32 protein-coding genes are annotated in these 26,215 nt (G+C 59.6%); 13 read left to right on the top strand and 19 right to left on the bottom strand.

Features of this window, described 5'->3' with window-relative positions:
- Nucleotides 1-11: 11 nt before the first annotated feature.
- The 10 genes from npr to AB5Z05_RS00845 form a co-directional block, all read right to left on the bottom strand.
- A complete protein-coding gene (gene npr, locus AB5Z05_RS00890; RefSeq protein WP_005336318.1) occupies nucleotides 12-284 on the bottom strand; it encodes a PTS phosphocarrier protein NPr in 273 nt (90 codons plus the stop codon).
- Between the two features lie 20 nt (nucleotides 285-304).
- On the bottom strand, nucleotides 305-1,171 hold the full coding sequence (gene rapZ, locus AB5Z05_RS00885; RefSeq protein WP_258721542.1) for an RNase adapter RapZ: 867 nt from the start codon (nucleotides 1,169-1,171) through the stop codon (nucleotides 305-307).
- A 45-nt stretch (nucleotides 1,172-1,216) separates the two neighbouring features.
- Nucleotides 1,217-1,663: a PTS IIA-like nitrogen regulatory protein PtsN gene (ptsN, locus tag AB5Z05_RS00880; protein WP_005336322.1), complete on the bottom strand. Its 447-nt coding sequence runs from the start codon at nucleotides 1,661-1,663 to the stop codon at nucleotides 1,217-1,219.
- A 2-nt stretch (nucleotides 1,664-1,665) separates the two neighbouring features.
- Nucleotides 1,666-1,953: a ribosome hibernation promoting factor gene (gene hpf, locus AB5Z05_RS00875; protein ID WP_005336323.1), complete on the bottom strand. Its 288-nt coding sequence runs from the start codon at nucleotides 1,951-1,953 to the stop codon at nucleotides 1,666-1,668.
- 20 nt (nucleotides 1,954-1,973) lie between these two features.
- A complete protein-coding gene (locus tag AB5Z05_RS00870) occupies nucleotides 1,974-3,413 on the bottom strand; it encodes an RNA polymerase factor sigma-54 (RefSeq protein WP_005336331.1) in 1,440 nt (479 codons plus the stop codon).
- Between the two features lie 65 nt (nucleotides 3,414-3,478).
- Nucleotides 3,479-4,204 carry an LPS export ABC transporter ATP-binding protein gene (gene lptB / locus AB5Z05_RS00865; RefSeq protein WP_005336333.1) on the bottom strand — a complete coding sequence of 242 codons (726 nt, stop codon included), beginning with the start codon at nucleotides 4,202-4,204 and terminating at the stop codon, nucleotides 3,479-3,481.
- Between the two features lie 3 nt (nucleotides 4,205-4,207).
- On the bottom strand, nucleotides 4,208-4,735 hold the full coding sequence (lptA, locus tag AB5Z05_RS00860; RefSeq protein ID WP_040068817.1) for a lipopolysaccharide transport periplasmic protein LptA: 528 nt from the start codon (nucleotides 4,733-4,735) through the stop codon (nucleotides 4,208-4,210).
- Nucleotides 4,722-5,282, bottom strand: a complete 561-nt coding sequence (gene lptC, locus AB5Z05_RS00855; RefSeq protein WP_047438732.1) for an LPS export ABC transporter periplasmic protein LptC — start codon at nucleotides 5,280-5,282, stop codon at nucleotides 4,722-4,724. Before lptC ends, lptA begins: the two co-directional genes overlap by 14 nt.
- Nucleotides 5,279-5,833: a 3-deoxy-manno-octulosonate-8-phosphatase KdsC gene (gene kdsC / locus AB5Z05_RS00850; RefSeq protein ID WP_088868289.1), complete on the bottom strand. Its 555-nt coding sequence runs from the start codon at nucleotides 5,831-5,833 to the stop codon at nucleotides 5,279-5,281. Before kdsC ends, lptC begins: the two co-directional genes overlap by 4 nt.
- A complete protein-coding gene (locus AB5Z05_RS00845) occupies nucleotides 5,833-6,828 on the bottom strand; it encodes a KpsF/GutQ family sugar-phosphate isomerase (RefSeq protein WP_058057518.1) in 996 nt (331 codons plus the stop codon). Before AB5Z05_RS00845 ends, kdsC begins: the two co-directional genes overlap by 1 nt.
- Before the next feature lie 207 nt (nucleotides 6,829-7,035).
- Here AB5Z05_RS00845 and mlaF point away from each other — a divergent pair, with 207 nt between their 5' ends.
- The 7 genes from mlaF to murA are packed head-to-tail and all read left to right on the top strand — an operon-like array spanning nucleotide 7,036 to nucleotide 11,556.
- On the top strand, nucleotides 7,036-7,836 hold the full coding sequence (mlaF, locus tag AB5Z05_RS00840; RefSeq protein ID WP_302246188.1) for a phospholipid ABC transporter ATP-binding protein MlaF: 801 nt from the start codon (nucleotides 7,036-7,038) through the stop codon (nucleotides 7,834-7,836).
- A complete protein-coding gene (gene mlaE / locus AB5Z05_RS00835; RefSeq protein ID WP_005336345.1) occupies nucleotides 7,836-8,615 on the top strand; it encodes a lipid asymmetry maintenance ABC transporter permease subunit MlaE in 780 nt (259 codons plus the stop codon). Before mlaF ends, mlaE begins: the two co-directional genes overlap by 1 nt.
- A gap of 7 nt (nucleotides 8,616-8,622) precedes the next feature.
- Complete coding sequence (gene mlaD / locus AB5Z05_RS00830; protein ID WP_368149898.1) at nucleotides 8,623-9,120, top strand: outer membrane lipid asymmetry maintenance protein MlaD; 498 nt, start codon at nucleotides 8,623-8,625, stop codon at nucleotides 9,118-9,120.
- 2 nt (nucleotides 9,121-9,122) lie between these two features.
- The gene (locus AB5Z05_RS00825) at nucleotides 9,123-9,755 is read left to right on the top strand and encodes a phospholipid-binding protein MlaC (RefSeq protein WP_005336350.1); all 633 of its coding nucleotides are present in this window, start codon (nucleotides 9,123-9,125) and stop codon (nucleotides 9,753-9,755) included.
- On the top strand, nucleotides 9,752-10,024 hold the full coding sequence (locus AB5Z05_RS00820) for a lipid asymmetry maintenance protein MlaB (protein WP_194495606.1): 273 nt from the start codon (nucleotides 9,752-9,754) through the stop codon (nucleotides 10,022-10,024). The genes AB5Z05_RS00825 and AB5Z05_RS00820 overlap by 4 nt, the downstream gene beginning before the upstream one ends.
- The gene (gene ibaG, locus AB5Z05_RS00815) at nucleotides 10,024-10,281 is read left to right on the top strand and encodes a BolA family iron metabolism protein IbaG (protein WP_005306001.1); all 258 of its coding nucleotides are present in this window, start codon (nucleotides 10,024-10,026) and stop codon (nucleotides 10,279-10,281) included. Before AB5Z05_RS00820 ends, ibaG begins: the two co-directional genes overlap by 1 nt.
- Nucleotides 10,282-10,299: 18 nt before the next feature.
- Nucleotides 10,300-11,556, top strand: a complete 1,257-nt coding sequence (gene murA, locus AB5Z05_RS00810; protein ID WP_005336355.1) for a UDP-N-acetylglucosamine 1-carboxyvinyltransferase — start codon at nucleotides 10,300-10,302, stop codon at nucleotides 11,554-11,556.
- An 87-nt stretch (nucleotides 11,557-11,643) separates the two neighbouring features.
- Here murA and pmbA read toward each other — a convergent pair whose 3' ends face one another.
- On the bottom strand, nucleotides 11,644-12,987 hold the full coding sequence (gene pmbA / locus AB5Z05_RS00805; protein WP_058057516.1) for a metalloprotease PmbA: 1,344 nt from the start codon (nucleotides 12,985-12,987) through the stop codon (nucleotides 11,644-11,646).
- A gap of 113 nt (nucleotides 12,988-13,100) precedes the next feature.
- Between pmbA and yjgA the strand changes: the two genes are divergently transcribed.
- Together yjgA and AB5Z05_RS00795 are read left to right on the top strand one after the other, a co-directional pair.
- Entirely contained in the window at nucleotides 13,101-13,625 is a 525-nt protein-coding gene (gene yjgA / locus AB5Z05_RS00800) for a ribosome biogenesis factor YjgA (RefSeq protein WP_005336359.1), read from the top strand.
- A gap of 396 nt (nucleotides 13,626-14,021) precedes the next feature.
- Complete coding sequence (locus AB5Z05_RS00795; protein ID WP_368149897.1) at nucleotides 14,022-14,804, top strand: gamma-glutamyl-gamma-aminobutyrate hydrolase family protein; 783 nt, start codon at nucleotides 14,022-14,024, stop codon at nucleotides 14,802-14,804.
- A gap of 12 nt (nucleotides 14,805-14,816) precedes the next feature.
- On the opposite strand, the gene AB5Z05_RS00790 is transcribed toward AB5Z05_RS00795, so the two are convergent.
- Nucleotides 14,817-15,200, bottom strand: coding sequence for a hypothetical protein (locus AB5Z05_RS00790; protein ID WP_368149944.1), 384 nt, complete (start codon nucleotides 15,198-15,200; stop codon nucleotides 14,817-14,819).
- Nucleotides 15,201-15,345: 145 nt separating this feature from the next.
- On the opposite strand from AB5Z05_RS00790, the gene AB5Z05_RS00785 reads away from it, so the two are divergent.
- Both AB5Z05_RS00785 and AB5Z05_RS00780 read left to right on the top strand, forming a co-directional pair.
- On the top strand, nucleotides 15,346-16,872 hold the full coding sequence (locus tag AB5Z05_RS00785) for a mechanosensitive ion channel domain-containing protein (RefSeq protein ID WP_368149896.1): 1,527 nt from the start codon (nucleotides 15,346-15,348) through the stop codon (nucleotides 16,870-16,872).
- A gap of 45 nt (nucleotides 16,873-16,917) precedes the next feature.
- Nucleotides 16,918-17,316: an STY0301 family protein gene (locus tag AB5Z05_RS00780; protein ID WP_005336367.1), complete on the top strand. Its 399-nt coding sequence runs from the start codon at nucleotides 16,918-16,920 to the stop codon at nucleotides 17,314-17,316.
- Between the two features lie 76 nt (nucleotides 17,317-17,392).
- Here the strand turns inward: AB5Z05_RS00780 and AB5Z05_RS00775 are convergent, their stop codons facing one another.
- From AB5Z05_RS00775 to AB5Z05_RS00750, 6 genes are all read right to left on the bottom strand, one after another.
- A complete protein-coding gene (locus AB5Z05_RS00775) occupies nucleotides 17,393-18,103 on the bottom strand; it encodes an HAD-IA family hydrolase (protein ID WP_368149895.1) in 711 nt (236 codons plus the stop codon).
- A gap of 32 nt (nucleotides 18,104-18,135) precedes the next feature.
- Complete coding sequence (gene xerC, locus AB5Z05_RS00770) at nucleotides 18,136-19,113, bottom strand: tyrosine recombinase XerC (RefSeq protein ID WP_043821861.1); 978 nt, start codon at nucleotides 19,111-19,113, stop codon at nucleotides 18,136-18,138.
- On the bottom strand, nucleotides 19,106-19,786 hold the full coding sequence (locus AB5Z05_RS00765) for a DUF484 family protein (RefSeq protein WP_005336370.1): 681 nt from the start codon (nucleotides 19,784-19,786) through the stop codon (nucleotides 19,106-19,108). The genes xerC and AB5Z05_RS00765 overlap by 8 nt, the downstream gene beginning before the upstream one ends.
- Nucleotides 19,787-19,877: 91 nt before the next feature.
- The gene (dapF, locus tag AB5Z05_RS00760; RefSeq protein WP_005336371.1) at nucleotides 19,878-20,708 is read right to left on the bottom strand and encodes a diaminopimelate epimerase; all 831 of its coding nucleotides are present in this window, start codon (nucleotides 20,706-20,708) and stop codon (nucleotides 19,878-19,880) included.
- Between the two features lie 262 nt (nucleotides 20,709-20,970).
- Nucleotides 20,971-22,221: a diaminopimelate decarboxylase gene (gene lysA / locus AB5Z05_RS00755; RefSeq protein ID WP_123172212.1), complete on the bottom strand. Its 1,251-nt coding sequence runs from the start codon at nucleotides 22,219-22,221 to the stop codon at nucleotides 20,971-20,973.
- Nucleotides 22,222-22,253: 32 nt separating this feature from the next.
- Nucleotides 22,254-22,430: a lipoprotein gene (locus tag AB5Z05_RS00750; protein ID WP_368149894.1), complete on the bottom strand. Its 177-nt coding sequence runs from the start codon at nucleotides 22,428-22,430 to the stop codon at nucleotides 22,254-22,256.
- Nucleotides 22,431-22,503: 73 nt separating this feature from the next.
- Here AB5Z05_RS00750 and cyaY point away from each other — a divergent pair, with 73 nt between their 5' ends.
- Both cyaY and AB5Z05_RS00740 read left to right on the top strand, forming a co-directional pair.
- A complete protein-coding gene (gene cyaY, locus AB5Z05_RS00745) occupies nucleotides 22,504-22,818 on the top strand; it encodes an iron donor protein CyaY (protein WP_069554181.1) in 315 nt (104 codons plus the stop codon).
- Nucleotides 22,815-23,468: an alpha/beta hydrolase gene (locus AB5Z05_RS00740; protein ID WP_042079648.1), complete on the top strand. Its 654-nt coding sequence runs from the start codon at nucleotides 22,815-22,817 to the stop codon at nucleotides 23,466-23,468. The genes cyaY and AB5Z05_RS00740 overlap by 4 nt, the downstream gene beginning before the upstream one ends.
- Nucleotides 23,469-23,534: 66 nt before the next feature.
- Here the strand turns inward: AB5Z05_RS00740 and AB5Z05_RS00735 are convergent, their stop codons facing one another.
- A complete protein-coding gene (locus AB5Z05_RS00735) occupies nucleotides 23,535-26,054 on the bottom strand; it encodes a class I adenylate cyclase (RefSeq protein ID WP_330124694.1) in 2,520 nt (839 codons plus the stop codon).
- Nucleotides 26,055-26,215: the final 161 nt, after the last annotated feature.

Here is a 26,215-nt window from a genome sequence, read left to right as displayed (position 1 = left end):
ACGAGGAGTGACTACTCCTCATTGAAGCCGGAGGTGAACAGCTCCACCACGGCGGCCAGGGCCTCGACCTCTTCAGGGCCCTCAACCTGTACTTCCACCTGCCGCCCTTGCGCGGAATCCAGCATCAGCAGGCCGATGATACTGTCAGCATCGGCCTCCACACCATCTTCATTACGCAGCAACACGTGGGCATCGAAACCCTGCACCAGCTCGAACAGCATCATGGCCGGTCTGGCATGAATACCCAGCTTGTTTTTCACTTCAACCGAGGCGGAAACAGTCATCGGGTCGTCCTATTGGTCCGTCAAGATTGGGGGGCACTCTTGTCGAGAGTGCGGTGGCGGATCTGCACGTTCTTGCCAAGCAAACGGAATGCACTGGCCAGCCGCTCTGCAATAAAGACCGAGCGGTGCTGGCCGCCGGTGCAACCGATGCCGACCGTGAGGTAGCTGCGATTGTTGCGCTCCAGATGGGGCAACCAGGTCACCAGCATGTTCTCGATCTGCTGGGTAAACAGCATCACGTCAGCCTGCGCCGAGAGGTAGTTGGCGACCGGCTCATCCTTGCCGGTGAAGGGCTTGAGCTCGGGGATCCAGTGCGGGTTGGGCAGGAAGCGGGCATCGAACACGAAGTCGGCATCCTTGGGGATGCCGTACTTGAAACCGAACGACTCGAACACCAGCACCAGCTCGTTCTCTTTCTTGCCGAGTACCCGGGTCTTGATAAGCTCGCTCAGGTCATGAATGCTGAGACTGGTGGTGTCGATGCGCAGGTCAGCGGTCGAAGAGAGTGGCGCCAGCAGGTGGGTCTCCTCCCGAATCGCCTCATCCAGCGACAGCTTGTTGCGTGAGAGGGGGTGCAAACGGCGGCTCTCGCCATAGCGCTTGAGCAGGGTGCCGTTGTCAGCGTCGAAGAAAAAGCTGGAGAACTCAACCCGCCCCTCATTGCGCACTTGAGCCAGCAGATTTTCCAGTTTCTCCGGATCGCTCGGCAGGTTGCGCACATCAATACTGACCGCCAGCTTGTCGTACTGGCTCTCCACCGAAACTATCAGCTGGGGCAACAGATTGACCGGCAGGTTGTCCACACAGTAGTAACCCAGATCTTCCAGCACTCGCAGGGCTACCGTTTTACCGGAGCCCGAACGTCCACTTACCACGATTAACTGCATCTTGTTCCCTCACGCCAAAACGGGTGTCTCATCCTTGGCCTGCTGTCAGGCCGAGGTCATGATCTGATAGAGCTCTTCGTCGCTGGTTGCCTGACGCAACTGGCGGCAAACCGCCTTGTCACCCAGCTTGGAAGCCATCAGAGAAAGGGTCTTGAGATGCTGCTTGCACTCGCTTTCCGGCACCAGCAAGGCAAACAGCAGGTCAACCGGTTGATTGTCGATGGAGTCGAAAGGAATAGGGTCGGCAAAGGTCATCAGGATCGCGGTTGGCGGGAACTCATCGTCAATACGACCGTGGGGGATCGCAATACCGGCACCGATCCCGGTACTACCCATTTTTTCGCGGGCCAGCAAGCATTCGAACAGTGCCTGACGGGAGGTGCCAAGGCGTTCGGCGGCCAGCTCGCTGATGATTTCGAGGGCGCGTTTCTTGCTGGTACAAGGGACTGCACTCTTGGTGCAGTCCCGACTCAGTATGTGTTCAAGTTGCATGGTTATTTTTTATTTAACTTATCTTTGTGCTTGATGATCTGCCTGTCCAGCTTGTCGAGCAAGGTGTCTATCGCAGCATACATATCGGCATGTTCAGAGTTGGCAAACACTTCGCCACCGCTGACGTGCAATTTGGCTTCCGCTATCTGGTTCAGTTTTTCCACGCTAAGCACCACATGAACATTGTTGATGTGGTCGAAGTGACGCTCGAGTTTGGCAAATTTGTTATTCACATAATCACGCAGAGCTTCGGTGATCTCGACATGGTGTCCGGTCAGGTTAATTTGCATAACATCATCCTTTTGTTTGCCTAAACCAGGCGTTTGCGCTGATTGGAAGGTGGGATAAACAAGGATTCGCGATACTTAGCGATCGTGCGTCTCGCCACCATAATACCCTGTTCGGCCAGCAAATCCGCGATCTTGCTATCACTTAACGGCTTGGCAGGATTCTCTGCCGTGACCAGCTTCTTGATGAGCGCGCGAATTGCGGTCGATGAGCACTCTCCTCCTCCTTCGGTGTTCACATGGCTGGAGAAAAAAAACTTCAATTCGAAGATACCACGGGGGGTATGCATGTACTTCTGGGTCGTCACCCGGGAGATGGTCGACTCATGCATCTCTACCGCTTCGGCGATGTCATTGAGCACCATCGGCTTCATCGCCTCTTCACCATACTCGAAAAAGCCCTGTTGCTGCTCGACAATGCAACTAGCCACTTTCAGCAGGGTGTCATTGCGACTTTCCAGGCTCTTGATGAACCACTTGGCTTCCTGCAAATGGGAGCGGATAAACTGGGTGTCGGTGCTGCTGCGGGCGTTGCGGGCCATGGCGGCATAGGTCTCGTTGACCCGGATGCGGGGGGCGGAGTCGGGATTGAGCTCGACCACCCACTTGCTGCCCTTCTTGACCACGGAGACGTCGGGGATCACGTACTGGGAGTCGCTCTGGATGATGCCGTTGCCGGGGCGCGGCTCCAGCAGCTGGATCAGATCCAGCACCTCCTTGAGGTCGCTCTCCTTGAGTTTTGTCTTGCGGGCGAGGGTGCGGTAATCCCGATTGCCGAGCAGCTCCATGTGCTCGAGGATCACCTCCTTGGCCTCGTTGAGCCAGGGGGTCTGCGGGTCATATTGATCCAGCTGGATCAGCAAACACTCCTGCACCGAACGGGCAGCAATGCCGACCGGATCGAAGTGCTGCACCCGCTTGAGTACCGCCTCGACCTCATCGAGTTCCACCTCTACGTCATCGCTAGTGACTGCAGCCTGGATATCCTCCAGCGCAACGGTCAGATAACCGGATTCGTCGATGGCATCGATGATGGCGAGCGCGATGGCGGCATCCACATCGCTGAACGGTGTGAGCCGCATCTGCCACAACAGATAATCCTGCAGGTTTTCGGTGGTCTCTCCCTGATAGACGCTATCTTCCCCATCGTGGATGGGGCCCGCGCTCTGGGCGGTGCCGGCAGAGTAAACCTCGTCCCAGGTGGTATCCACCGGCAACTCATCCGGCATCTGCTCTTGGGCCATGGCATCGCTGGAATCCAGCTGGCTGGCATCGACCGGCGCTTCCGGACTGGTCTCTTGCGCCTCGCTCTCTTCCTGCTCCAGCAGAGGGTTGTTTTCGAGCGCTTGCTGAATTTCCTGCTGAAGTTCCAGAGTGGAGAGCTGGAGCAGACGAATCGCTTGTTGTAATTGCGGCGTCATGGTCAGGGACTGACCGAGACGCAACTGTAATGTCGGCTTCATCTACGTCGGGATATCCTTATGTTCAGCGAGGCACTCGTCAAAGGAAATGAAGGCATGCCCCCTTACTATAGACTGAATTGATCGCCCAAATAGACGCGCTTGACCTGCTCATCGGCAAGGATGTCAGCCGGTGCACCTTCGGCAATCATCTTGCCGTGGCTGACGATATAGGCCTTCTCACATACGTCCAGAGTCTCTCTGACGTTGTGGTCGGTAATCAAGACGCCAAGGCCCCTATCTTTCAGATGCTGAATGATCTTCTTGATGTCTATCACAGAAATCGGGTCAACCCCTGCAAAGGGTTCATCCAGCAGAATAAAACGCGGCTCGGCCGCCAGCGCACGGGCGATCTCGACCCGGCGACGCTCACCACCGGAGAGGCTCTGACCCAGGTTGTCGCGAATGTGGGTGATATTGAACTCTTCCAGCAGTTGCTGAACCTTGTCCTCGCGCTCCTCACGGCTCAACCCCTTGCGGGTCTGCATCACCCCCATCAGGTTGTCGAACACCGACAGGCGACGGAAGATGGAGGCCTCCTGCGGCAGGTAACCGATGCCGTTACGCGCCCGCACATGCATGGGCTGCAGGCTGATGTCCTGATCGTCGATGGTGATGAGACCGGCATCGCGCTGCACCAGCCCCACGATCATGTAGAAGGAGGTGGTCTTGCCCGCCCCGTTGGGGCCGAGCAGGCCGACAATCTGGCCGGTGCCCACTTCAAGGCTGACGTCACTCACCACCATGCGGCGCTTGTAGCTCTTCTGCAGGCCCACTGCTTTTAACACTGCCATGGCTTATTTTCCCTGCTTCTTCTGGTCGGCGGGCTTGTCGAAATTCTCTACCTGATCCGGCAGGAACACGGTTTTGACCCGCTGGCTCGGGCTCTTGCTCTCGGCAATCATCTTCTGTTTGACGATGTCGTAGCGGATCAGATCGCCATTGACCTGGCTATCTTCCTGCTTGAGCTGACCGTTGCCGGTGATGGTCACCAGACGGTTCTTCAGCTCGTAGCGGATGGTATTGCCGTGGGCATTGACCGGCTTGCCGTTATCCAGGATCTGGAAGAATGTGGCGGGCTTGCCGTAGGCAGTCATCACCTCGGCCCCTTTCTCGCCGGAACGGGTCACTACCACCTTGTCAGCTTTGATCCGGATGGTGCCCTGATTGATGGTCACATCCTCTTCGAAAGTGATGCGGTTGTCCTGCATCTCGGCCACCTGTTTGACGGCATCGACGTAGACCTTCTCGGCAAAGTCGGACTCTTTGGCGGTCACCGCACCACACAACAACAGGGCTGCGAGGGCCAGATTAGCGTTTTTCATTGAAATAGATGGCATGGCCTTGATCCAGTAACTCAAAATATTTGCGGTCCAGATGGCCCTTGAGGCCAACCCCTTGGGTCTGGAAATCCCGACCCAGAATGTTCACTTCCCGGTTGCTGCGCACATCCTGTGTCACCAGATCCAGCTCCAGATAGGATGTATCCAGTGTGGAGATGAAAGAGGTAGGTAGCAGACCATCCAGATGCACCTTGTCCCGCAGGATGACGTTGTCGCCGGTGTTGAGCACGCCGGTTTCGGCGGTCACCTTCCACTCGGCGGCACCCTGATCGTCATACATGTAGACCACCGGCTTGTCGAAGGTGGCCTGCTCGAGGATTTGATAATACTCGGCGTAGGTCGACTCCAGCCGCTCGGTGCGCTTGCCGTTGATATCAAAACGGGTGGTCACCAGATCTTTGGCGACAAAATCCGGCTGATAGTTTTCGATTTTGACGGCGCTCTCAGGCACCAGCTCAACCTTGCCCAACTGCCAGGCAACCAGCGCGACCAGAAACAGCAGGGCAAACAACAGGGTTTGTCTGCTCATACCGAGGCCTCGGGCTGATAATCGTCGTGGCCCTGCGCCTGCAAAATGAGGTCACACACCTCACGCACCGCGCCCATGCCACCGCCAAGCCGGGTCACCATATCGGCACGACTCAGCACCAGCGGATGGGCATCGGCCACCGCGATACCCAGGCCGCAGGCGGCCATCACCGGCAGATCGATGGTGTCATCGCCCATATAGGCGGCCTGTTCCGGGGTCAGCCCCAGCTTAGCCAGCAGCGCTTCGAAGTGAGGCAGCTTTTTATCAGCCCCCTGCACCACATGGGCCACACCCAGACTTTTCATCCGATCACTGACGATTCGGGAGTTGCGCCCGGTGATGATGGCGATCTCGATCCCGGCATTGAGCAGTGCTCGCATGCCCGCACCATCACGGGTGCAGAAGGTTTTCAGCTCTTCGCCGTTGTTTCCCATGTAGATGAGGCCGTTGGAGAGCACCCCGTCCACATCGCACACCAGCAGGCGGATTTGCGCCGCCTTGTCGAACTGGCTGCGCGTCACCGGACCATAGAGGGTCGGTACGTTTTGCATCAAATGACTCCGGCTTTCAGCAGGTCGTGCATGTTGAAGGCGCCGAGCGGGCGTTTCTCTTCATCCACGACCAGTAATCCGTTGATTTTTCTCGTTTCCATCAGCTTGACGGCTTCTGCAGCCATCATCTCTGGACCTACGGTAACACAGTTGGCCGTCATCACACGGCTGATGGGGGTGTGATGGATATCGATCTGCTGGTCAAGAATGCGGCGCAGGTCGCCATCGGTAAAGAGCCCGGCCAGCAGGCCATTGCCATCGACCACAGCCGTCATACCGAGCCCCTTGCGGCTCACTTCCAGCAGCGCCTGGCTGATGGTGGCATCTATCCCCACCCGGGGCAACAGCTCGCCGCTGTGCATCAGGTCGCCGACCCGCAGCAACAGACGCTTGCCAAGGGAACCGCCCGGGTGAGAGAGGGCGAAGTCATCGGCGGTAAAACCGCGCGCTTCCAGCAGGGCGACCGCCAGGGCATCGCCCATGACTAAGGTTGCCGTGGTGCTGGAAGTGGGTGCCAGACCCAGCGGGCAGGCCTCTTTCTCCACCTTAATGCACAGATGCACGTTGGCCTCTTTGGCCATGGTGGAGGCGGGATTACCGGTCATGCAGATGAGCGGAATGCCGCGGCGCTTGAGTACCGGCAGCAAGGCCAGGATTTCGTCGCTCTCGCCGGAGTTGGAGATAGCGATGATAAGGTCACCGCTGGAGATCATCCCCAGATCACCGTGACTCGCTTCTCCCGGGTGAAGGAAGAAGGCCGGGGTGCCGGTGCTGGCGAGGGTGGCGGCGATCTTGCTGCCGATATGGCCCGATTTGCCCATGCCGGTGACCACTATCTTGCCACCGCAGCGCAGCACCATTTCGCACGCCTTGTCGAAGGCGTCGTTCAGATACTGATAGAGTCCATCAATGGCTTGCTTTTCTGTGTCCAGCACCGCGCGGGCACTGCGACGAAAATCGAACAGTTCAGACACTTTCTCAGGCTTTACAGACATAAAGACACAGCTCCGGGCCGAAATTAGCTGCGGGATTATAAAAAAGTCTGCCCGGATAAGCGAATCGGATGGCAAGTCCCGCTCTCGATGACGCACTTTGTTACAGAAAACTGTCGTGCAAATGGGCTTGCAGCCTGTTCAATAGTTGTTCCTTGCTGTTGCTTAGACCTAGACTACCCCATAAAATTCGCACCTCATTTACACCGGATGGACAATTATTTGAACAATGACCTGATCACCATCTCCGACCTGACCTTCAGTCACGGAGATCGGCTGTTGTATGACGGGATCAACCTGACCATTCCTCGTGGCAAGGTGACCGCCGTCATGGGCCCGAGCGGCATCGGTAAAACCACCCTGCTGCGGCTGATCGGTGGCCAGCTCAAGCCGGAGTCCGGTCACATTCTGTTTGACGGGGAAGATATCCCCACCCTCTCCCGTTCGCGCCTCTATGAAGTGCGCAAACGGATGAGCATGCTGTTCCAGAGCGGCGCCCTGTTTACCGGCATGACGGTCTACGACAACGTGGCCTTCCCGCTGCGGGAGCACTCCGGCCTGCCGGAAGAGCTGATCCACACCATCGTCATGATGAAGCTGCAGGCGGTGGGCTTGCGCGGCGCGGCGAAACTGATGCCCTCCGAGCTCTCCGGCGGCATGGCGCGCCGGGCGGCGCTGGCTCGGGCCATCGCCCTTGACCCTGACCTCATCATGTATGACGAGCCGTTCGTCGGGCAGGACCCCATCACCATGGCGGTGCTGGTCAAGCTGATCAAGGAGCTGAACGATGCCCTCGGTATCACCTCCGTCATCGTCACCCACGATGTGAAAGAGGTGCTGAGCATCGCCGATTACGCCTACATCATCGCCAATCGCAAGGTGGTGGCGCACGGTACGCCGGATCAGCTGCGCGAGGAGCACAATCCCGAAGTCGAGCAGTTCCTCAAAGGATTGCCCGATGGTCCTGTTCCGTTTCATTTTCCGGCAGGCGATCTGCTACAGGATCTCTGATGTTGATAAGTCAAATAAGCAAGCTGGGGCGGGTCGGAGTGCGGTTTATCAGCTCCGTCGGTCGCGCCACCATCATGTTGTTCCATGCGCTGGCGGGCAAACCCGAGCCGCGCAAGCACTTCCCGCTGCTTGTCCAGCAGCTCTATGTGGTGGGCGTGCAGTCGGTGGCCATCATTCTGGTCTCCGGCCTGTTCATCGGCATGGTGCTCTCGCTGCAGGGTTACAACGTATTGAAGGATTTCGGCGCCGAGCAGAGTCTGGGACCGCTGGTCTCCCTCTCCCTGCTGCGGGAGCTGGGTCCTGTGGTCACGGCACTGCTGTTTGCCGGCCGAGCCGGTTCGGCCCTGACCGCTGAAATTGGCCTGATGAAGGCCACCGAGCAGCTTTCAAGCCTCGAGATGATGGCGGTCGACCCACTGCGCCGGGTGGTGGCCCCCCGCTTCTGGGCTGGCGTCATCAGCATGCCGCTGCTGGCCTTTATGTTCAGCCTGATCGGCATCTTCGGCGGCAAGCTGGTCGGTGTGGACTGGCTCGGCGTGGACGAAGGGGGCTTCTGGTCTGCCATGCAGGCCTCCGTCGACTGGCATGAAGACATCATGCAGGGCGCCATCAAGAGCCTGATCTTCGCCCTAGTGGTCACCTGGATTGCGCTCTTTAACGGCTATGATGCCAAGCCGACCTCGGCCGGGATCAGTCAGGCCACGACCCGTACCGTGGTCCACTCATCCCTCGCCGTGCTCGGCCTGGATTTTATACTCACTGCAGTCATGTTTGGATAAGGTAAAGATGAAGTTCAGCAAAGTAGAATTCCTGGTCGGCACCTTCATGCTGGCTGGCATCGGTGCCATTCTGGCACTGGCCCTGCAAGTGGCCGGTTTGAGCTTCAAACCGGAAGGAGAAACCTATACCCTGCGCGCGCATTTCGATAATATCGGCGGCCTGAAAGTCCGTTCGCCGGTCAAGGTTGGCGGCGTGGTGGTTGGTCGGGTCAGCGACATCGTACTGGACCCGAAAACCCAGGTGCCCGAAGTGACCCTGATGATGCAAAAGAGCGCTGGCGAGTTCGCCGATACCAGCTCCCTCTCCATCCTCACCTCCGGTCTGCTCGGCGAGCAGTACATCGGTCTGGCCCCCGGCTTCAGCGATGAGGAGATGGGCACCGAGATGCTCAAGGATGGCGACCTGATTGAAGACACCAAATCCGCCATCGTACTGGAAGATCTGATTGGCAAGTTCCTCTACAGCCAATCCTCCGACAGCAAATCAGACGGCAAGAAGGAGTAATCATGTTCAAGAAAATCGCCCTGCTGCTGGGCCTGATGACCAGCATGCTCTTTTCCCTGTCTGCCCAGGCCGCAGTCGATGCCACCGACCCCAACGCGCTGGTGGATCAGGCTGCCAAGCAGACCTTTGCCCGCCTGAAAGCCGATCAGGCCCAGGTGAAGAGCAATCCGGATCACCTGCGGGTGATCATCCGCGAAGAGCTGCTGCCCTATGTGGACAACCGCTTCGCCGCCTACAAGGTGCTTGGCAACCAGATTAAAGAGACTACCGAAGCGCAGCGCAATGCCTTCGTCGAGGTGTTCACCGAGTACATGGTGAGCTCCTACGCCGATGCGCTGGCCCATTTTGACAAGCAGACCGTCAAGGTCGAGCCGGGCAAAGCTCCCAGCGGCAATATCACCGCCGTCAACGTCAGCGTGAAAGAGGCCGGCAAGCCGGACATCTTCCTAGAGTTCAAGCTGCGCAAGAACAACAAGACCGGAGAGTGGAAAGCCTTCGACATGGTGGCAGAGGGGATCAGCCTGCTCTCCGCCAAGCAGAGCGAGCTGGGCGGTTTGATCCGCCAGAACGGCATCGATGCGGTGATCGCCCAGTTGCGCGAACACAACGCCAAGCCGCTGGTACTCAAACCATGACCCTCAGCGGTGATCTGCAGGCGCCACAGGTCAATGACCTGTGGCAACGCCGCGCCGAATGGTGGCAGGACGACCAGCTCGAGCTCGGCGGCGTCACCACCCTCGACTCTGCCGGACTGGCCCTGCTGGTCAAATGGGCCAAAGCCGTATTAGCGCGAGGCGCCACACCGCAGCTGGTGGGCGCCTCCAGTGATTTCTATACCCTGGCCAACCTCTACGGGGTGGCCGGGCTGTTTCAGTCAACCCCGCTCACAACTGAGGACGCATAATGCAAGTCTCTGAAATTGAAGCGATACTCCTTGAGGCTCTGCCATTGTCCGAAGTCCATGTCAAAGGGGACGGTAGTCACTACCAAGTGATCGCCGTCGGTGACATGTTTGACGGCATGAGCCGGGTCAAGAAGCAGCAGGCCATCTATGCCCCGCTGATGGACAAGATCGCCAGCAACGCCATTCACGCCCTCTCCATCAAGGCGTTCACCGACGCCGAGTGGAAACGCGAACGTAAATTCCTATTGCCCTCCTGATTTGGTAACGAAGTAAAAATGGACAAATTCAAAATCGATGGTCGTTGTACTCTCAACGGCGAAGTGACCATCTCCGGCGCCAAAAACGCCGCGCTGCCGATCCTGTTCGCGACCCTGCTCTGTGATGAAGAGGTACACCTCTCCAACGTGCCGCGCCTGAAAGATGTGGGCACCACCATCAAGCTGCTGGAGATGCTGGGCGCGACCACCAAGGTCAACGGCAACGTCACCGTGCTGACAGGTGCGGTGAACAACCACGTCGCTCCCTACGAACTGGTGAAGACCATGCGCGCCTCCATTCTGGCGCTGGGTCCGCTGGCCGCCCGTTTCGGCGCGGCTGACGTCTCCCTGCCAGGCGGTTGCGCTATCGGTGCCCGTCCGGTCAACCTGCACGTCCACGGCCTGGAGCTGATGGGTGCCAAGATCACCATCGAAGATGGTTACATCAAGGCCCGTGTCGATGGTCGCCTGAAAGGCGCCCACATCCTGATGGACATGGTCTCCGTGACCGGTACCGAAAACCTGATGATGGCCGCCACCCTGGCTGATGGCCGCACCGTGATCGAAAACGCCGCGCGCGAGCCGGAAGTAGTCGATCTGGCCAACTTCCTCAATACTCTGGGCGCCAAGATCCAGGGCGCGGGCACCGATACCCTGACCATCGACGGTGTCGAGCGTCTGCACGGCGGCAACTACAGTGTGCAGCCTGACCGCATCGAAACCGGAACCTTCCTGGTGGGCGCAGCGGTCACCGGCGGCAAGATCACCTGCCGCAAGACCGACCCGACCCTGCTGGAAGCGGTACTGGTCAAGCTGGAAGAGGCTGGCGCCCTGATTGAGAAGGGTGAAGACTGGATCACCCTCGACATGACTGGCCGCACCCTCAAGCCGGTCACCATCAAGACCGCCCCCTACCCGGCCTTCCCGACCGATATGCAGGCCCAGTTCACCGTGCTGAACGCCGTCGCCAAAGGTACCGGCATGGTCACCGAGACCATCTTCGAGAACCGCTTCATGCACGTTCCCGAGCTGGTACGGATGGGCGCAGACATCGAACTGCAGGGCAATGTGGCCATCTGCCGTGACACCGAGCAACTCAAGGGTGCCCAGGTGATGGCGACCGATCTGCGCGCCTCCGCCAGTCTGGTGCTGGCCGGCTTCGTGGCCGAAGGCTCCACCATCGTCGACCGTATCTATCACATCGACCGTGGCTACGAAGACATCGAGCAGAAGCTGCAGGGTCTGGGTGGCCGCATCGAGCGCATCAAGGGCTGATAGCCCCCTGATCGCAGGCCGATAAAAAGGCCCCCTCGCGTTGGCGAGGGGGCCTTTTTCATGGTTTCGGTTCTGTTGAAACCGGGATCAGTGACCCGCCAGCTTCATATTCTCTACCAGCACCGAACCAGTCTTGAGACTGGAGCGCTCATCCTCGTCACGACCTACCGCCACGATATGGCTGAACATCTCGGCCAGATTGCCGGCGATGGTGATCTCCTCGACCGGATAGGCTATCTCGCCATTCTCGACCCAGAAACCGGCAGCGCCACGGGAGTAGTCGCCATTGACGATGTTGACCCCCTGCCCCATCAGCTCGGTCACCAGCAGGCCGGTGCCCATCTCTTTGAGCATGCCCTGAAAATCCTGGCCGGTATTGGAGACCTGCCAGTTGTGGATGCCACCGGCATGACCCGTGGTGGTCAGCCCCAGCTTGCGCGCAGAGTAGGAGGTAAGCAGCCAGCTCATCAGCTCGCCATTGCGCACTATGTCCATATCTCGCGTGCGCACCCCTTCCCCATCGAACGGCGTACTGGCAAGCCCGCCCAGCAGGTGGGGGAACTCCTGAATGGTGAGCCACTCGGGCAGGATCTGCTTGCCCAATTTGTCGAGCAGGAAGCTCGACTTGCGATAGAGGTTGCCGCCGCTGATGGCCATCACCAGGTGGCCCCACAGACCGGAGGCTGTGTCAGGGTGGAACAGCACAGGCGCATGGCGGGTGGAGATCTTGCGGGCACCGAGGCGGGAGACAGTACGCTCCACCGCCTCGTCGGCGATGCGCTGCGGGCTCCAGAGCCCGTCGAGGGTACGGCTGGAGGAGTAGCCATAATCCCGCTGCATGTCGCCATCCTGCTCACCGATCAGCACGCAGCTCAGGGAGTTGCGCGAGGCTGCGTAGCCTTTGACGAAGCCATGGCTGTTGCCATAGACCTTGATGCCGAGGTGGCTGGAGAAACCGGCGCCGTCGGAGTGTTTGATACGGGCATCGCGACCCAGAGCGAGTCGCTCGCACTCGATGGCAAGCTCAATCCCGCGCTGGGGATCCAGTTCGATTTGGTGGCACAGTTGCAGATCGGGGGCATCCCAGGCCAGCAGCTCGGCGTCTGCCAGACCGGCGCAATCGTCCGCCGAGGTGTGGCGGGCAATCTCGATGGCCGCTTCAACAGCAGCGCGAATGGCGGGTTTGCTCAGATCGGTGGTCGAGGATGATCCCTTGCAACCATCGCGATAAACGGCGATGCCTAGAGCACCATCCTTATTGAATTCAATGCTTTCCAGTTCACAACCCCGGGTGTTCACCGACAACCCGGTCTGCTTGCTGATGGAGACTTCGGCCAGCGAGGCGCCCAGTCCTTTGGCTATCTCCAGGGCTTCGGCAACCACGGCCTCGAGATGGGCTTGATCCTGGCGGATTTGGTCTTGCTGATCCATAACTCACATCTGTATGAAGGAAGGAAAGGGGGTAAGCATATCAGACCCCTGCGCCCAGCGGGAGAAGCTGGTAACATATCCGCCAAACGTGAATGACAGGAATCAAGAGACCGATGAGTCAATATCAAGACGACAACGAGTTCGAAGACTGGGGCCCCAGCAAGAGCCAGCTCAAGCGCGATGCCGAAGCATTGCAGAAAATGGGGGAAGAGATCGTCTCCCTCAGCCACAGCGAGCTGGAAAAAATCCCGCTGGATGAAGAGCTGGCCGAAGCGGTAGAGCTGGGGCGCAAACTCAAGCCGAAGAAGGATGAGTCCTTCCGTCGCCATCTGCAGTTCATCGGCCGCCTGATGCGCAGCCGCGATATCGAGCCGATTGCCGAAGCGCTCTCCATCATCAAGAACCGTCACTCCACCGTGAATGCCCGCTTGCATCGCCTGGAGCAGTGGCGCGAGCGCCTGATCACCGAAGGTGACAGCGCCCTCAACGAGCTGATGTCCCAGTTCCACGAGCTGGATCGCCAGAAGCTGCGCCAGCTGATCCGCTCCGCCAACAAGGAGCGGGAGCTGAACAAGCCGCCGGTCGCCTACCGCGAGATGTACCAGTATCTGCGCGGCGAGATCGAAGACCTGCTGTGATCCCCGAAACACGCCTCCCCTCGCGGAGGCGTGCTTCTATTGATGCCTTTTCCTCTCCACATCCCCCGCCATCCCTGCGCGTTTAATATATCCACCATTTTGCAGCCCCAGCCATAACGGCCCATCTCAACAGCCCCGTTAAATCGCCGCTTCAGAGCATTTCAAGACAAACTTGTTAACAACCTGGTATCATTTTGTTTGACATATTGAACGGCCTTGGCAGACTGAAGAGAGGATCCAGGCTGTCGCTGCCCAGGCTGACCAACGATTCTGCCACCCGGCCCGACGCGGGATCCCATGACCATGCCTTGAGGCATGCCCTTGCCCTAGCGGTTTGCAAGGGCCTGCCCAAGGCGCAGGATGAGACTTCAACGCCAAGGATAATCAAGGTGCCCTATGCCAAATCCCCAGCCTCCAGCCACCCGTAAACCTGTCGTGCTGATGACCATGGGGGCCCAGCCCCGCAACGGCCACGCCTATCAGGTGATGACCCACAAATACATCATGCCGCTGGTGGAGATAAGCGGCTGCGTCCCGCTGCTGGTGCCCACCTGCTGCGGCACCACCGATCTGGAGCAGTATCTGGATCTCGCCGATGGGGTCTATCTGAGTGGTGCAGGTTCCAATATCGATCCGGCCCTCTACGGCCAGGAGAACCTCACGCCGGAAAAACAGCAAGACAGGGATCGCGATTTGTTCGACCTGCCCCTCATCAAGGGAGCGCTCGCCCGTGGTTTGCCGATCCTCGGGATCTGCCGCGGCATGCAGGAGATCAACGTGGCGCTGGGGGGAGACATTCATCAGAAGGTCTATAACGAGCCGGGCTATGACGATCACCGGGAGGATGCCGACGATCCGGTCGACGAACAGTATGGGCCGAGCCATCAGATCAAACTGCTGCCGGGCAGCTGGTTTGCCGAACTGATGGGGGAAGAACAGATTCCGGTCAACTCCCTGCATGGACAGGGCATTAACCGGTTGGGGAAGGGTCTGGAGCCGTTGGCGCACGCAGAAGATGGGCTGATCGAGGCACTTCATGCTCCCGCACTGTCACCCTTTTTGCTGGCAGTGCAGTGGCATCCGGAGTGGAAAGCCAATGAAAACCCCCACTCCATCAAGATCTTTCAAGCCTTTGGCGATGCTTGCCGCCAGCGTTGTGCATTGATGGCAGCGAGTTAATCCCTCATCGATTCAGTCGCCAAACCCGCGCGCCTTGAGCTTGGGCAGTCCACCTCGCTCGGGGCGCAAGGTGCGACAGATATCCATCCCCTTGAGCCCGCGCTGGATATGGTCAGGCGAATGGCCAAACACCATACCGCTGCTGCGGTAGAGGTTGTTGTCATCCAGCTCGAACTTCTCACCACCGATCAGCAACTGCTCACGACCATTGACCGTGTCACCCCGCTTGATGGGCACCTTCATATCACTCAGCACCTCGCCGGTGGCACACCCCTCGCGCCAGCGCGCCTCGCTGGAGAAGGGGGTAATGGCTATTTCACGCCAGGAGCCATCCCGGAATTCGACCCGATACTTCTCGGCCAGCAGGTCGCAGCCAGCCAATGGCAACAGGGCCATCAAACAGATGATTTTCTTTGAAAAGTTCACTCAATCGCACTCCTTTGCCCGGTTCTACACAGGATAAATAAATTGCCGCCCCAACGCACCATTTCCCCGCGCCGCAGCAGCTATGCTGGAAATAAAACCACAATAAGGTACTGCTATGGCTGGCGAAAACCTCACCGCGCTACCGACGCTGATCTGGATTGGCGAACACCCGTTCTGGACCCTGCTCACCCTCTCCCTGATGCTGCTCCACTTCTGGCGCCGTCCGGGACAGCGACGGGAGCTGCTCTCCGAGCTCAGTTTCGTGATGATTAGCGCGGTGGTGATCCTGCTGATCCAGCTGGAAGGGGGCTGGTTCAAACTGCCGCTGCCCCATCAATTGCTGATCGAGATCTCCACCCTGCTGGCTGGCCTGATACTGGTCAAGATATGGGGGATCCTGCTGTTCGAGTTTCTGCTCCCCCTCTGCCATGTGCGGATCCCGCGGATCATCGCCGATATCGTCATCACCATCGGCTATATCGGCTGGGGTCTGTTTCGCCTCTACGACTCCGGCATGGCGCTCGGGGAGATAGTCACTACCTCGGCGGTGATCACCGCGGTCATCGCCTTCGCCATGCAGGACACCCTGGGCAACCTGCTGGCCGGGGTCTCCATTCAGCTCGACAACTCCATCGCCATCGGTGACTGGCTGCAAGTGGATACCACCCAGGGCCGGGTGGTGGAGATCAACTGGCGTGCCACCACCATCGAGACCCGCAACTGGGAGACAGTCGTCATCCCCAACAGCCACCTGCTCAAACAGCGCTTCACCGTGCTTGGCCGCCGTCGTGGCGAACCCTTGCAGTGGCGGCGCTGGGTCTGGTTCGATCTGACCCTGGATACCCTGCCGACCCAGATCATCGCGCTGATCGAGAAATCTCTGCGGGAGACCAAGCTCCCCTGCGTCGCCAAGCATCCGCAACCGGACTGCCTGCTGATGAACGTCGAAGGAGGGATTGCCCGCTATGCTGTGCGCTACTGGCTCACTGACCTGGCTCGCGACGATCCGACCGACTCCATGGTGCGCAGCCTGATCGATGCCGCCCTGCGCCGCAACGATCGTCGCCTCACCCCGCCGATCTTCAACGTCTTTATGGCCAAGGAGAAGCAGCATCTGGATGCCCGCCACAAGCGCCACACCGCCGAACGAACCGATACCCTGCGCAAGCTGCCGCTGTTTGCCATGTTGCAGGAGAACGAGCTGCTCCAGCTGGCCGATCAGGTGAAGTTCGCCCCCTTCGTCAGCGGCGACATCATGCTGGAGCAGGGGGATGTCTCCAGCTGGCTGTTCGTGCTGGTCAAAGGGGAGGCCGAGATGGTGGTCAATGTCGAAGGGCGAGAGCTGAAACTCGGTACGCTCAACGCGGGAGACTTTTTTGGCGAACTGAGCCTGCTCACCGGCGAGCCCAGCTCCTTCACGGTACGGGCGGTGGCCACCGTCGAAACCTATCGCATCAATCAGGCAATGTTTCAGGAGTTGGTGATGCAGCGCGAGGCGCTGGTCGAGCCCCTCTACCGGGTGCTGAGCAACCGCCAGCAGGAGCAGCAGGCGCTGTTGGAGCGGGAAGCGGAAGCCATGAAACAGCCACCACAACAGCTTGATCTGCTTGATAAACTGATGAAGCTGTTCGGCGGAAGATGACGTAGCATGGCATCGTATTGAGGACATGAAGAGAGAACCGCAGCCATGTTACTGACCACCCTAGCCCTTGCCGCCAGCCTGCAATTTGATTGTCCCGCCACCATCGAGACTCGCCAGCAGCTGCTGACTCCGCAGCAGGGCTGGCAGGCGTTCACTCGCAATGACGATGGCAAACCGGACGAAACCCTCAGTCACCGGCTCGATAATCTGGCCCTGTTCGACGGAGATCCTGCCGAACTGGCCCAACTCAAACCGGATAATGGCGACAGCGACGAGATCCACTACTGGAGTCAGCTCGATAGCAGCCTGCGCCCGCTCTATCTGGTCTGCCGCTATCAGAACAGCGCCATCACCCTGCAGCAGGCGCTGCCCGTCGGCATCAGTTACTGCCGCGTCAACCAGCGCGATCGCTACACCCTGCTCGGGTTGGTTTGTCGCAAATAGCGGGCGTAACCCCTTGCCATATATCGCTATTCGCTGACAGCCATTCCCGCCTGAGCGTGGCTATCCGCCAGCGCCATCAGAGCAGCAGCTCAGCCAGCTCCTCCAGTGCCGTCAGCTCAACGTCCGGCAACAGTTGCAGCTGTAGCCACGGTTGCTGCCGCTCGTTGAGCCAGGCAGCGCGAAAGCCGTGCAAGCGGGCCCCCAGCACATCGGTCTCGGGATGATCCCCGACATGGAGGATCCGCTCTGCTGGCAGCTTGAGGGCACTGCGGGTCTGCTCAAACATATCCGGCGCCGGTTTCATCCTGGCGCCCGCCCCCGCCTTGCAGACCAGCGTGAAGTAGCGATCCAGCCCGGCCTGAACCAGATCCAGATTACCGTTGGTGATCACCACCAGCGGATAGCGTTCGGCCAGGCTGGCCAGCAGCTGATGAGTGGACTCGCTCACCTCGATCTTCGAGCGCTCTGCCAGAAACGCAGCAAACACCTGCTCCGCCTCGCGGCTGGCCTGCTGGTCGGCCATCCCCCCCTCGACCATGGCGGCGCGGATGGTCTGCTGGCGCGCCAGACTGATATCGTGGCGCAGCTCGGGGGAACCGTTCAGCACACTGCGCTTGAGTTCCAGCCAGCGTGGCTTGTCGAGCATGGCGGTGGCCAGATATTCGCTGCGCAGATGGCTCAGCATCCACTGCTCGGCGCGCACGATGGCGGGGCCGTTGTCATAGAGGGTGTCATCGAGGTCAAACGAGATGGCAGCAACCGGCAGCCAGCGGCGATAGAAGTGCATGGACTCTCCTCTGCAACGGGGCTCAGGGCCCGTTATTCATCGTCCTGCGCATCCGGGTCACGCTTGGCCCTGGGGTGGGCGCTGTCGTAAACCTTGGCCAGATGCTGGAAGTCGAGGTGGGTATAGATCTGGGTGGTAGAGAGGTCGGCATGTCCCAGCAGCTCCTGCACCGCCCGCAGATCGCCGGAGGACTCCAGCATATGGGTAGCGAAGCTGTGGCGCAGCTTGTGGGGATGGACATGGGCGTTGAGCGCCTGCTTGTTGCCCCAGCCATCGAGGCGGGCCTGCACCGAGCGGGCCGACAGCCGCTGCTTGCGGCTGGAGACAAACAGCGCCTCGCTCTCATCCCCGGCCAGCAGCGGGCGCACCTTGAGCCACTTCTGCAGCCACTCGACCGCCATCCGGCCGATGGGCAGCACCCGCTCCCGCGAGCCCTTGCCGGTCACCTTGAGCTGGCGGTCGTCGAGCTTCAGATCCACCAGATTGATCCCCACCAGCTCGGCCAGACGCAGCCCTGAGGAGTACATCAGCTCCATGATGGCGCGATCCCGCACCGCAAGCGGATCCTGCTCGTCGGTGATGTTGAGCAGCTGGTGCATCTCGTCCACATCGAGGTTTTTCGGCAGCGGCCGCCCCTGTTTGGGGGTGACGATACCGCGAGCCGGATTGGCGGTCAGCCGCCCCTGCCGCACCTGCCAGTCGCAAAAGCTGCGCAGGGCAGAAACCTTGGTGGAAAGGGAACGAGGAGCAAGGCCCCCCTTGTGCATCCGGGTCACCAGAGTGCGCACCTGACTCGCCTCGAGCCGACCCCAGTCAGTGAGCCCGAGGGCCACCAACTCGGCGGTCATCGCCTCCAGATGGGCTTGATAGTTATTGCGGGTATGAGGGCTGAGCTGACGCTCGACCCTCAGGTATTCGATAAAGGCCGCCAGCTCGTCTGCCAAGGCAGCGGGCAGTGGCGGTGCGACGACGGGAGCTTTGGCGGGCGCCCTGGCCGGTGTTCTAGCCATGAGTCAACTCGGGCAGACGCAGTTGCAGCAGGCGCCCCAGTTGGCCCAGCAGCAGGGTGTCGTTGTGGGGAGTAAAGTGGCCGGGATCCGAGCTGGCGAAGGCCAGCACGCCGAGATCGCCGAGCCGCATCAGGGCCACCGAGTTGACCAGCACATCGTGGCCAAACAGTGCCTGCTTCTCGCTCTGGCTCAGGCGGCCAAAGTAGTAATCCTGCCCCGGCAGACGCTGACCCAGCAGGGATTCAAGCTGCTTGCCCTGCGCCAGAAAACGCTGCTCTGGCCCGCTCAGGGCAAACTTCTTGGGATTGAGCCAGAGCCGCAGCCCGGTCAGGCGCAGCCGCTGGACAAAGGCCTTGCCCATCACGGCACTCACCTCGAACAGGGTCTGGCAACCGTACAGCTCGCCGTAGAGATCGGCATAGACCCGAAAGATCCGCTCGTTCTCGCTGGCGATCCCCATCAATTCGGTGATCTCCTGCTCCAGCTGTTCGATCCGCTCGCGCTGACGCTCCAGCTGGCGCTCGACCAGCGAGACCGACCCTTTGCGTTCATGGGGAATGCGGATCCTGTCCAGCACGGCGGCATGGCGTTGGAAAAACTCGGGATAACGGGCCAGGTACTCCAGCACAGTGGCTTCATCCACCGATTGCTCCTGCCGTTTGAGTTCGCTCATAAATTGGTTGATCCATCAGAGAAATGGGGCTCGCTGCCCCGACATCATGGGCAAAGGGGGACAGCGCCCCCCGTACCTGAACCTTTATCGGCTAAACCTCTATCTGGCCGTCAAATACATGCTCGGCGGGGCCTGTCATATAGACCGGCTGGCCCGGCCCCTTCCAGGCGATGGTCAGCTTGCCGCCCGGCAGACTGACGGTGACCCGCTCCTTGAGCTTGCCCTGACTGATGCCAATCACCGCCGCCGCACAGGCACCGGTGCCGCAGGCCAGGGTCTCGCCACAGCCCCGCTCGAATACACGCAGTTTGATCTCGGTAGCATTAACCATCTCCATGAAGCCGACGTTGACCCGCTCGGGAAAACGCTCGTGGCGCTCCATGATGGCACCCAGCGTTTCGACCGGCGCATCGGCGACCGAAGGCACCTCGATGACGCAGTGGGGATTGCCCATGGAGACCACGCCACACATCACGGTATGCTCCTGCGCCCGCAGCAGATAGGTTTTCTCTGCCTTCTGGGCCCGGAACGGGATCTTGCCCGGCTCAAACTGGGGAACACCCATATTGACCGTGACCTGATTCTCCCCCTCCAGCTGCAACACGATGCGACCCCGGGCGGTACTGACCGCGATGCGATCCCGGTTGATCAGTCCCTTGAGACGCACGAAACGGGCAAAACAGCGGGCACCGTTGCCACACTGCTCCACCTCGCTGCCATCGGCATTGAAAATGCGATAGTGAAAGTCGAGTTCAGGGTCATAGGGCGGCTCCACCAGCAGCAGCTGGTCAAAGCCGATCCCGAAGTGGCGATCTGCCAGCTTCTTGATGACGTCATTGCTGAAAAATACCTTCTGGGTGACGCCATCCACCACCATGAAGTCGTTGCCCAAGCCATGCATCTTGGAAAAATCTATCAACATCGTGCATTCCTGTGCTGTTAGGGCTGTAAAAATTCACCGAACCAAGGGTCGCCAAGCGCCATGAAGTCGTTGTCCAAAGCCCCATGCATCCTGGAACAATCTATCCACATCGTGCATTCCTGTGCTGTTAGGGCTGTAAATACTCGCCATCAACCACTATGAAGTCATTGGCCACAGCCCCATGCATCCTGGAACAATCTGTCCACATCGCGCACTCCTGTGCTGTCAGGGCTGTAAAATTCTGTCGTCTCTATCTACTGCATCAGGGCAGCAGGTGCTCACCGCGCCAGAGATCGGCCAACTGCTCACGCTCGCGGATCAGGTGCGCCTCGGCACCATCCACCAGCACTTCGGCTGCCCGCGGACGGGTGTTGTAGTTGGATGACATGGTAAAGCCGTAGGCTCCGGCCGAACGCACTGCCAGCAGGGAGCCCTCGGCAATGGCCAGGGTGCGCTCCTTGCCGAGGAAGTCGCCGGTCTCGCACACAGGGCCCACCACGTCATAGATCGCGGGAGCATGGCCGGCACGGCTATCCACCTCGATGATGTTCATCCAGGCGCCGTAGAGCGAGGGGCGCAGCATGTCGTTCATGCCGGCATCGATCAGCGCGAAGTTGCGGGTCTCGCCCGGTTTCAGATACTCAACCCGAGTCAGCAGCACGCCGGCATTGGCGACGATGGCGCGGCCCGGCTCGAACAGCAGGGTCAGATCCCGGCCCGCCAGCTTCTGCTTGAGCGCTTCGGCATACTCGGTCGGATGGGGGGGCTGCTCGGAACCGTAGTTGACCCCAAGGCCGCCACCCACGTCCAGATGGTGGATATGAATGCCTTCCGCCGCCAGACCATCGATCAGCCGCAGCAACTTGTCAGCCGCTTCCATAAAGGGATTCAATTCAGTGAGTTGCGAGCCGATATGGCAATCCACCCCGACAATCTCGATGTTCGCCATCGCGGCCGCCTTGCGATAGATGGCGGGCGCCAGCTCGATGGGAATGCCGAACTTGTTCTGCTTGAGGCCAGTGGAGATATAGGGGTGAGTACCGGCATCGATATCCGGATTGACCCGCACCGAGACGCGAGCCTTCTTGCCCATGCTGCCCGCCACCCGATTGAGGCGCTCCAGCTCGGCTTCCGACTCCAGATTGAAGCAGAGGATCTCTTTATCCAGCGCGAGGCGCATCTCCGCTTCACTCTTGGCCACCCCGGAGAAGACCACCTTGGCCGGATCACCGCCCGCCGCCAGTACCCGCGACAGCTCGCCACCGGAGACGATGTCAAACCCCGAGCCCAGACGGGCCAGCAGGTTGAGCAGCGCCAGGTTGGAGTTGGCCTTCACCGCATAGCAGATCAGATGGGGAATATCGCCAGCGGCCTTGTCGAAGGCGTGCCAGTGGCGCTCGAGAGTCGCACGGGAGTAGACGTAAAGCGGGGTACCGTACTGCTCGGCAAGCTGTTGCAGCGAGGTTTGCTCGGCCTGAAGCTGGCCGGCGGCGTCGTAGTTAAAGTGATCCAAGGGGGCGGTTCCTTCCTAGAATGGGTGCGGCATTAGTGCGGCGCGGCCTCGATGGCAGCCTCGGAGGTCGCAGACGGTGCTGCTTGCGGTGTACTCTGGCTCTGTGGCTGCTCGGGGGGCGGCATATAGAGCGGCCCCTTCAGACCGCACGCGGCCAACCCGAGGGACAGAAGAGTGGCAAGCAGACACTTGGTGAACTGAGTGATCATAATGGTTCGCTGCGAAAAAATTTTTGGCCCTCTATAATCGCACTCACATTGTTAAAAGCAACAGGATAAACCGATGAAGGATCACGAGTATCACGCCCTGACCGACGCCTTTTTCCAATATGTGGAAGACACGCTCGACGAGGGGTATCCGGATATCGACTGCGAACGCAACGGCGGCGTATTGACCCTCTCTTTCGAGAACAAGACCAAGGTCATCATCAACAAGCAGGAGCCACTGCACCAGATTTGGGTCGCCACCCGCGAGAACGGCTTCCACTTCGAACTGCAGGGTGACACCTGGATCGACAACCGCTTCGGCCACGAGCTCAAGGCGCTGCTGAGCCAATCCTGCACCGCCCAGGCAGGCGAAGAGGTGGTATTCCCATGATCGACCTGCACCCGCAGGGCGCCCGTCATGCGGTGATCTGGCTACACGGGCTGGGTGATTCCGGCGCCGGTCTCGCCCCGCTGGTGGATGCGCTGGATCTGCCCGCCGAGCTACCGGTGCGTCACCTGCTGCCGGATGCCCCCGAGCGCCCCATCACTATCAACATGGGCTACAAGATGCGCGGCTGGTACGACATAAAGAGCTTCGAGGATCCCGCCGAGCGGGCCGTGGAGTCCCATGTCCGTGACTCGGCCGACCAGATTGCCGCATTGCTCGATCAGCTGGTGGCCGACGGGTTTGCCCCCGAGCATATCGTGCTGGCAGGTTTCTCTCAGGGCGGGGTGATTGCCTCCTTCACCGCGCTGCGCTATCAGGCAACGCTGGCGGGCCTGCTCTGCATGTCCACCTATCTGGCCGCCCCCGACAAGCTGCTCGGCGAGATGAGCGAGGCTGCTCGCACCCTGCCCATCTGCTACATGCACGGCATCTACGACGATGTGGTGAGCCTGTCGCTCGGTTGGGATGCCAAGAACCGGCTGGAAAGCGCCGGACTCGCCCCCGAGTGGCACGAGTACCCGATGCGTCACGAGATCTGCCGTCCGCAGCTCGGCGACATTCGCAGCTGGCTGCTGGCACGCCTCGGCGCCTGAGCCCTTCCGGCAAAGCAAACGGCCTGCATCTGCAGGCCGTTTTTTATGGCGATTCCAACTGACGGGTCAGCCCACTTCTCGAGCGGGCGGCACCTGTTCACGCAGAGTGCCCTGACTGCGATAGGGGATCACATCCAGCTCGCCATTCACTTGTACTATCTCGTAGTACTGGGGCAGGTTGAAGTTGATGAACTGCCCATCATCGCTGAACCGCTCGTGATTGGAGGTGTAGAAGCGGTTGACCCCCGCCACCAGCTCATCCTTGTTGCCGGCAAAGTGCTGGTAGATCTCCACCCGGTTCGCCTCATCGAGGATATAGATGTTGGTGCCCGCATCCCGGGTATCGAAGAAGAACTGCACCAACCCTTCGCTGGCGTAGGCATCGACGATGCTCGGCAGATGCTGGCTGTGGGTCTTGTCGAGCCGCAGCGGCAGGTGATCCAGCTTGTTGTGGGAGATGTGACGGTAAAAATCGATGGCGTTTTCCAGCTTCTTCACCGACACACCGCGCCGCTCGAAGAAGATGCCGTACTTCTCGCGGCCAAGGGCCATGGTCTTGACCAGCTGTTGCTTGTCGCGTGCAAGGCGCAGGTCGATACACTCCGCTACCAGCGTCTGGAAGCGGGAGCGCACCAGAGAGCGGAAGTGCTGGCTGTAGCAGAACACCTCGATCATCTCGGGGGCGGCGGCATCCTGATGCATCTTGCCGAGGATGGTGGTGAGGGCATCGACCACAGCTTCATCCCCCTGAAAGTGCAGGGTACGGATCTCGCTCCAGGAGTTGCGATAGACCAGATCCACCGAGCCGACCAGACACTCCTGATTGCGACCAAACGAGAAGACATCCACGGTGTTGGCGTCAAATTCGATCACCTGACCGACCCAGTGACTGGTCGGGTCCATCTCCAGATTGAGGAAGATGGAGAGCTGACGGATCTCGCACGGCCGACTGAGGGCCAGGTTGGTGGCCAGCGGGTACTTCTCGGGGAAGCAGCCGGAGAGATCGCGGCAGAACTGGTGCAGATTGTCGATGTGCAGATCCGAACCCTGATTGAACAGGTGCACCCGCGACTGGGGCGTCAACAGATCGTTGAAGTAGGCCCAGGAGACCAGCTTGCTGATGTAGCCGTTGAACTCCAGCGGCGCGCGGCCAATGATGTCCACCGGCTCCAGCGAATGTTTGTAGAGGTACCAGCCGGCGCGGTTGAGGCGACCATGCGGCACCTGCACGAAGCTGAGATCCGGCTCGCTCAGATCCGGCGCGATCTTGAGGTTGATACGCTGCACCTTGCCCGGCAGGCTCTCGAACGCGGCGTAGAGTTTGCGCGACAGAATGCCGATATCTTCCGGGTTGATCGACTCGCTGATGTTGTTGCGGCGGGCGAACTGGATCAGGTTGCGGTAGCTCTGCATCAGGGCTTCCAGCAGCTCGGCGTGAGCGATCTTCACCTCTTCGATCTTCCACTCATGGCGATGATCGAGTTGATAAAGTTTGTCCTGACTCCAGCCCCAGTAGGAGACCAGCTGGCTCATCTGCTCGCGACGCCACTCGGGGGAGTGATCATCCTTGGGATGGCTGAGACCGTCGCACACCTTGAGGTAGAAGCAGCGGCGCACCAGATCGAGCCGCGCCATATCGCCGATGGACTTGAGGTAGTTGGTCACCTTGTCCAGCATCAGACAGTAGTTGTCGAGCCGGTAGTGCATCCCCTCGTTGTGCTGGAACCAGTCGCGACCAATCATCGACAGCAGGCGGGTGTTGGGATACTCGTGGGAGTAGGCCTCCATCAGCACCGACTTGAGCACCGCCTTGTAGGGGGAGTCGATCCCCTTGTAGAGCTGCCACAGGGCGGAGCCGAAATACTCTTCGGCCGGAATACGGTCAAAACTGCCGAGATCGAGCCAGTCTTCCTGCTTGAGCTTGCCGCTCTCGAACAGCTCGTTCACATACGCATCGTAGTGATCATCACACTCGGTGGGCACCAGATACCAGATCAAGCGTTTGCCCGCGATACGCATGGCACTGCGGTAGAACTCGTCGAGCAACAGCAGGTGCTGGGCACTGCCGCAGCTCTCCCCCTGCATCTGGGCATCGTTGGTCTGGCGGAACTTGTCTTCCGGGATCAGGAAGAAGTTGAGATCGACCCCGCGCTGTTCGGCCCACTTGGAGAGTTGCTGGCACTTCAGCTCCAGCAGATCGAGCCGCTCCTGCGACAAACCGGCCACGTGGCAGACCCAGATATCGAGATCGGAGTGACAGCACTGGCCGATGGAGGAGGTGCTGCCCATGGAGTAGAGCCCCTGAATGGCTCGATCATGGGTTGCCAGACCGCTCTGACAGTTGGCGTTGCGGCAGAGGTCATCGATAAAGGCTTGCTGCTCGGCGCTGGCGCTGAAGCTCCAGATGCCATGAGGGACATCACCGGAGACATAACCGGGCAGCAGGGGATGATTGAAGTGCAGCATGACAGGCAGCAGTTGGAATACCTGCTGCCCATAGCGACTCATGAGGCCTAACGCCCGTTGCGTCTTGAGACGGGTAATGTCGTCATAACGCGCAACCAGCGTATCGATGTGTTCCTGCAATGCCCTGCCTATCACCTAAGTGAAAATGACGCACCAAAAGGGGGATACGTCAAAAAAGTGTGATCATGTTAACAATGCAAACAGCGGTGGTAAACAAGCCTTCAGCTAAACGTCAGATTATTTCTGGTATGACCACATCAAGTATCAGGGGAAATCATTAA

Origin of the sequence: Aeromonas sp. R2-4 (genome assembly GCF_040908365.1) — a bacterium.
Classification (GTDB): Bacteria; Pseudomonadota; Gammaproteobacteria; order Enterobacterales; family Aeromonadaceae; genus Aeromonas; species Aeromonas veronii.
The sequence above is the reverse complement of the archived record's forward strand: the minus strand, read 5'-3'. Positions and strand labels throughout refer to the sequence as shown.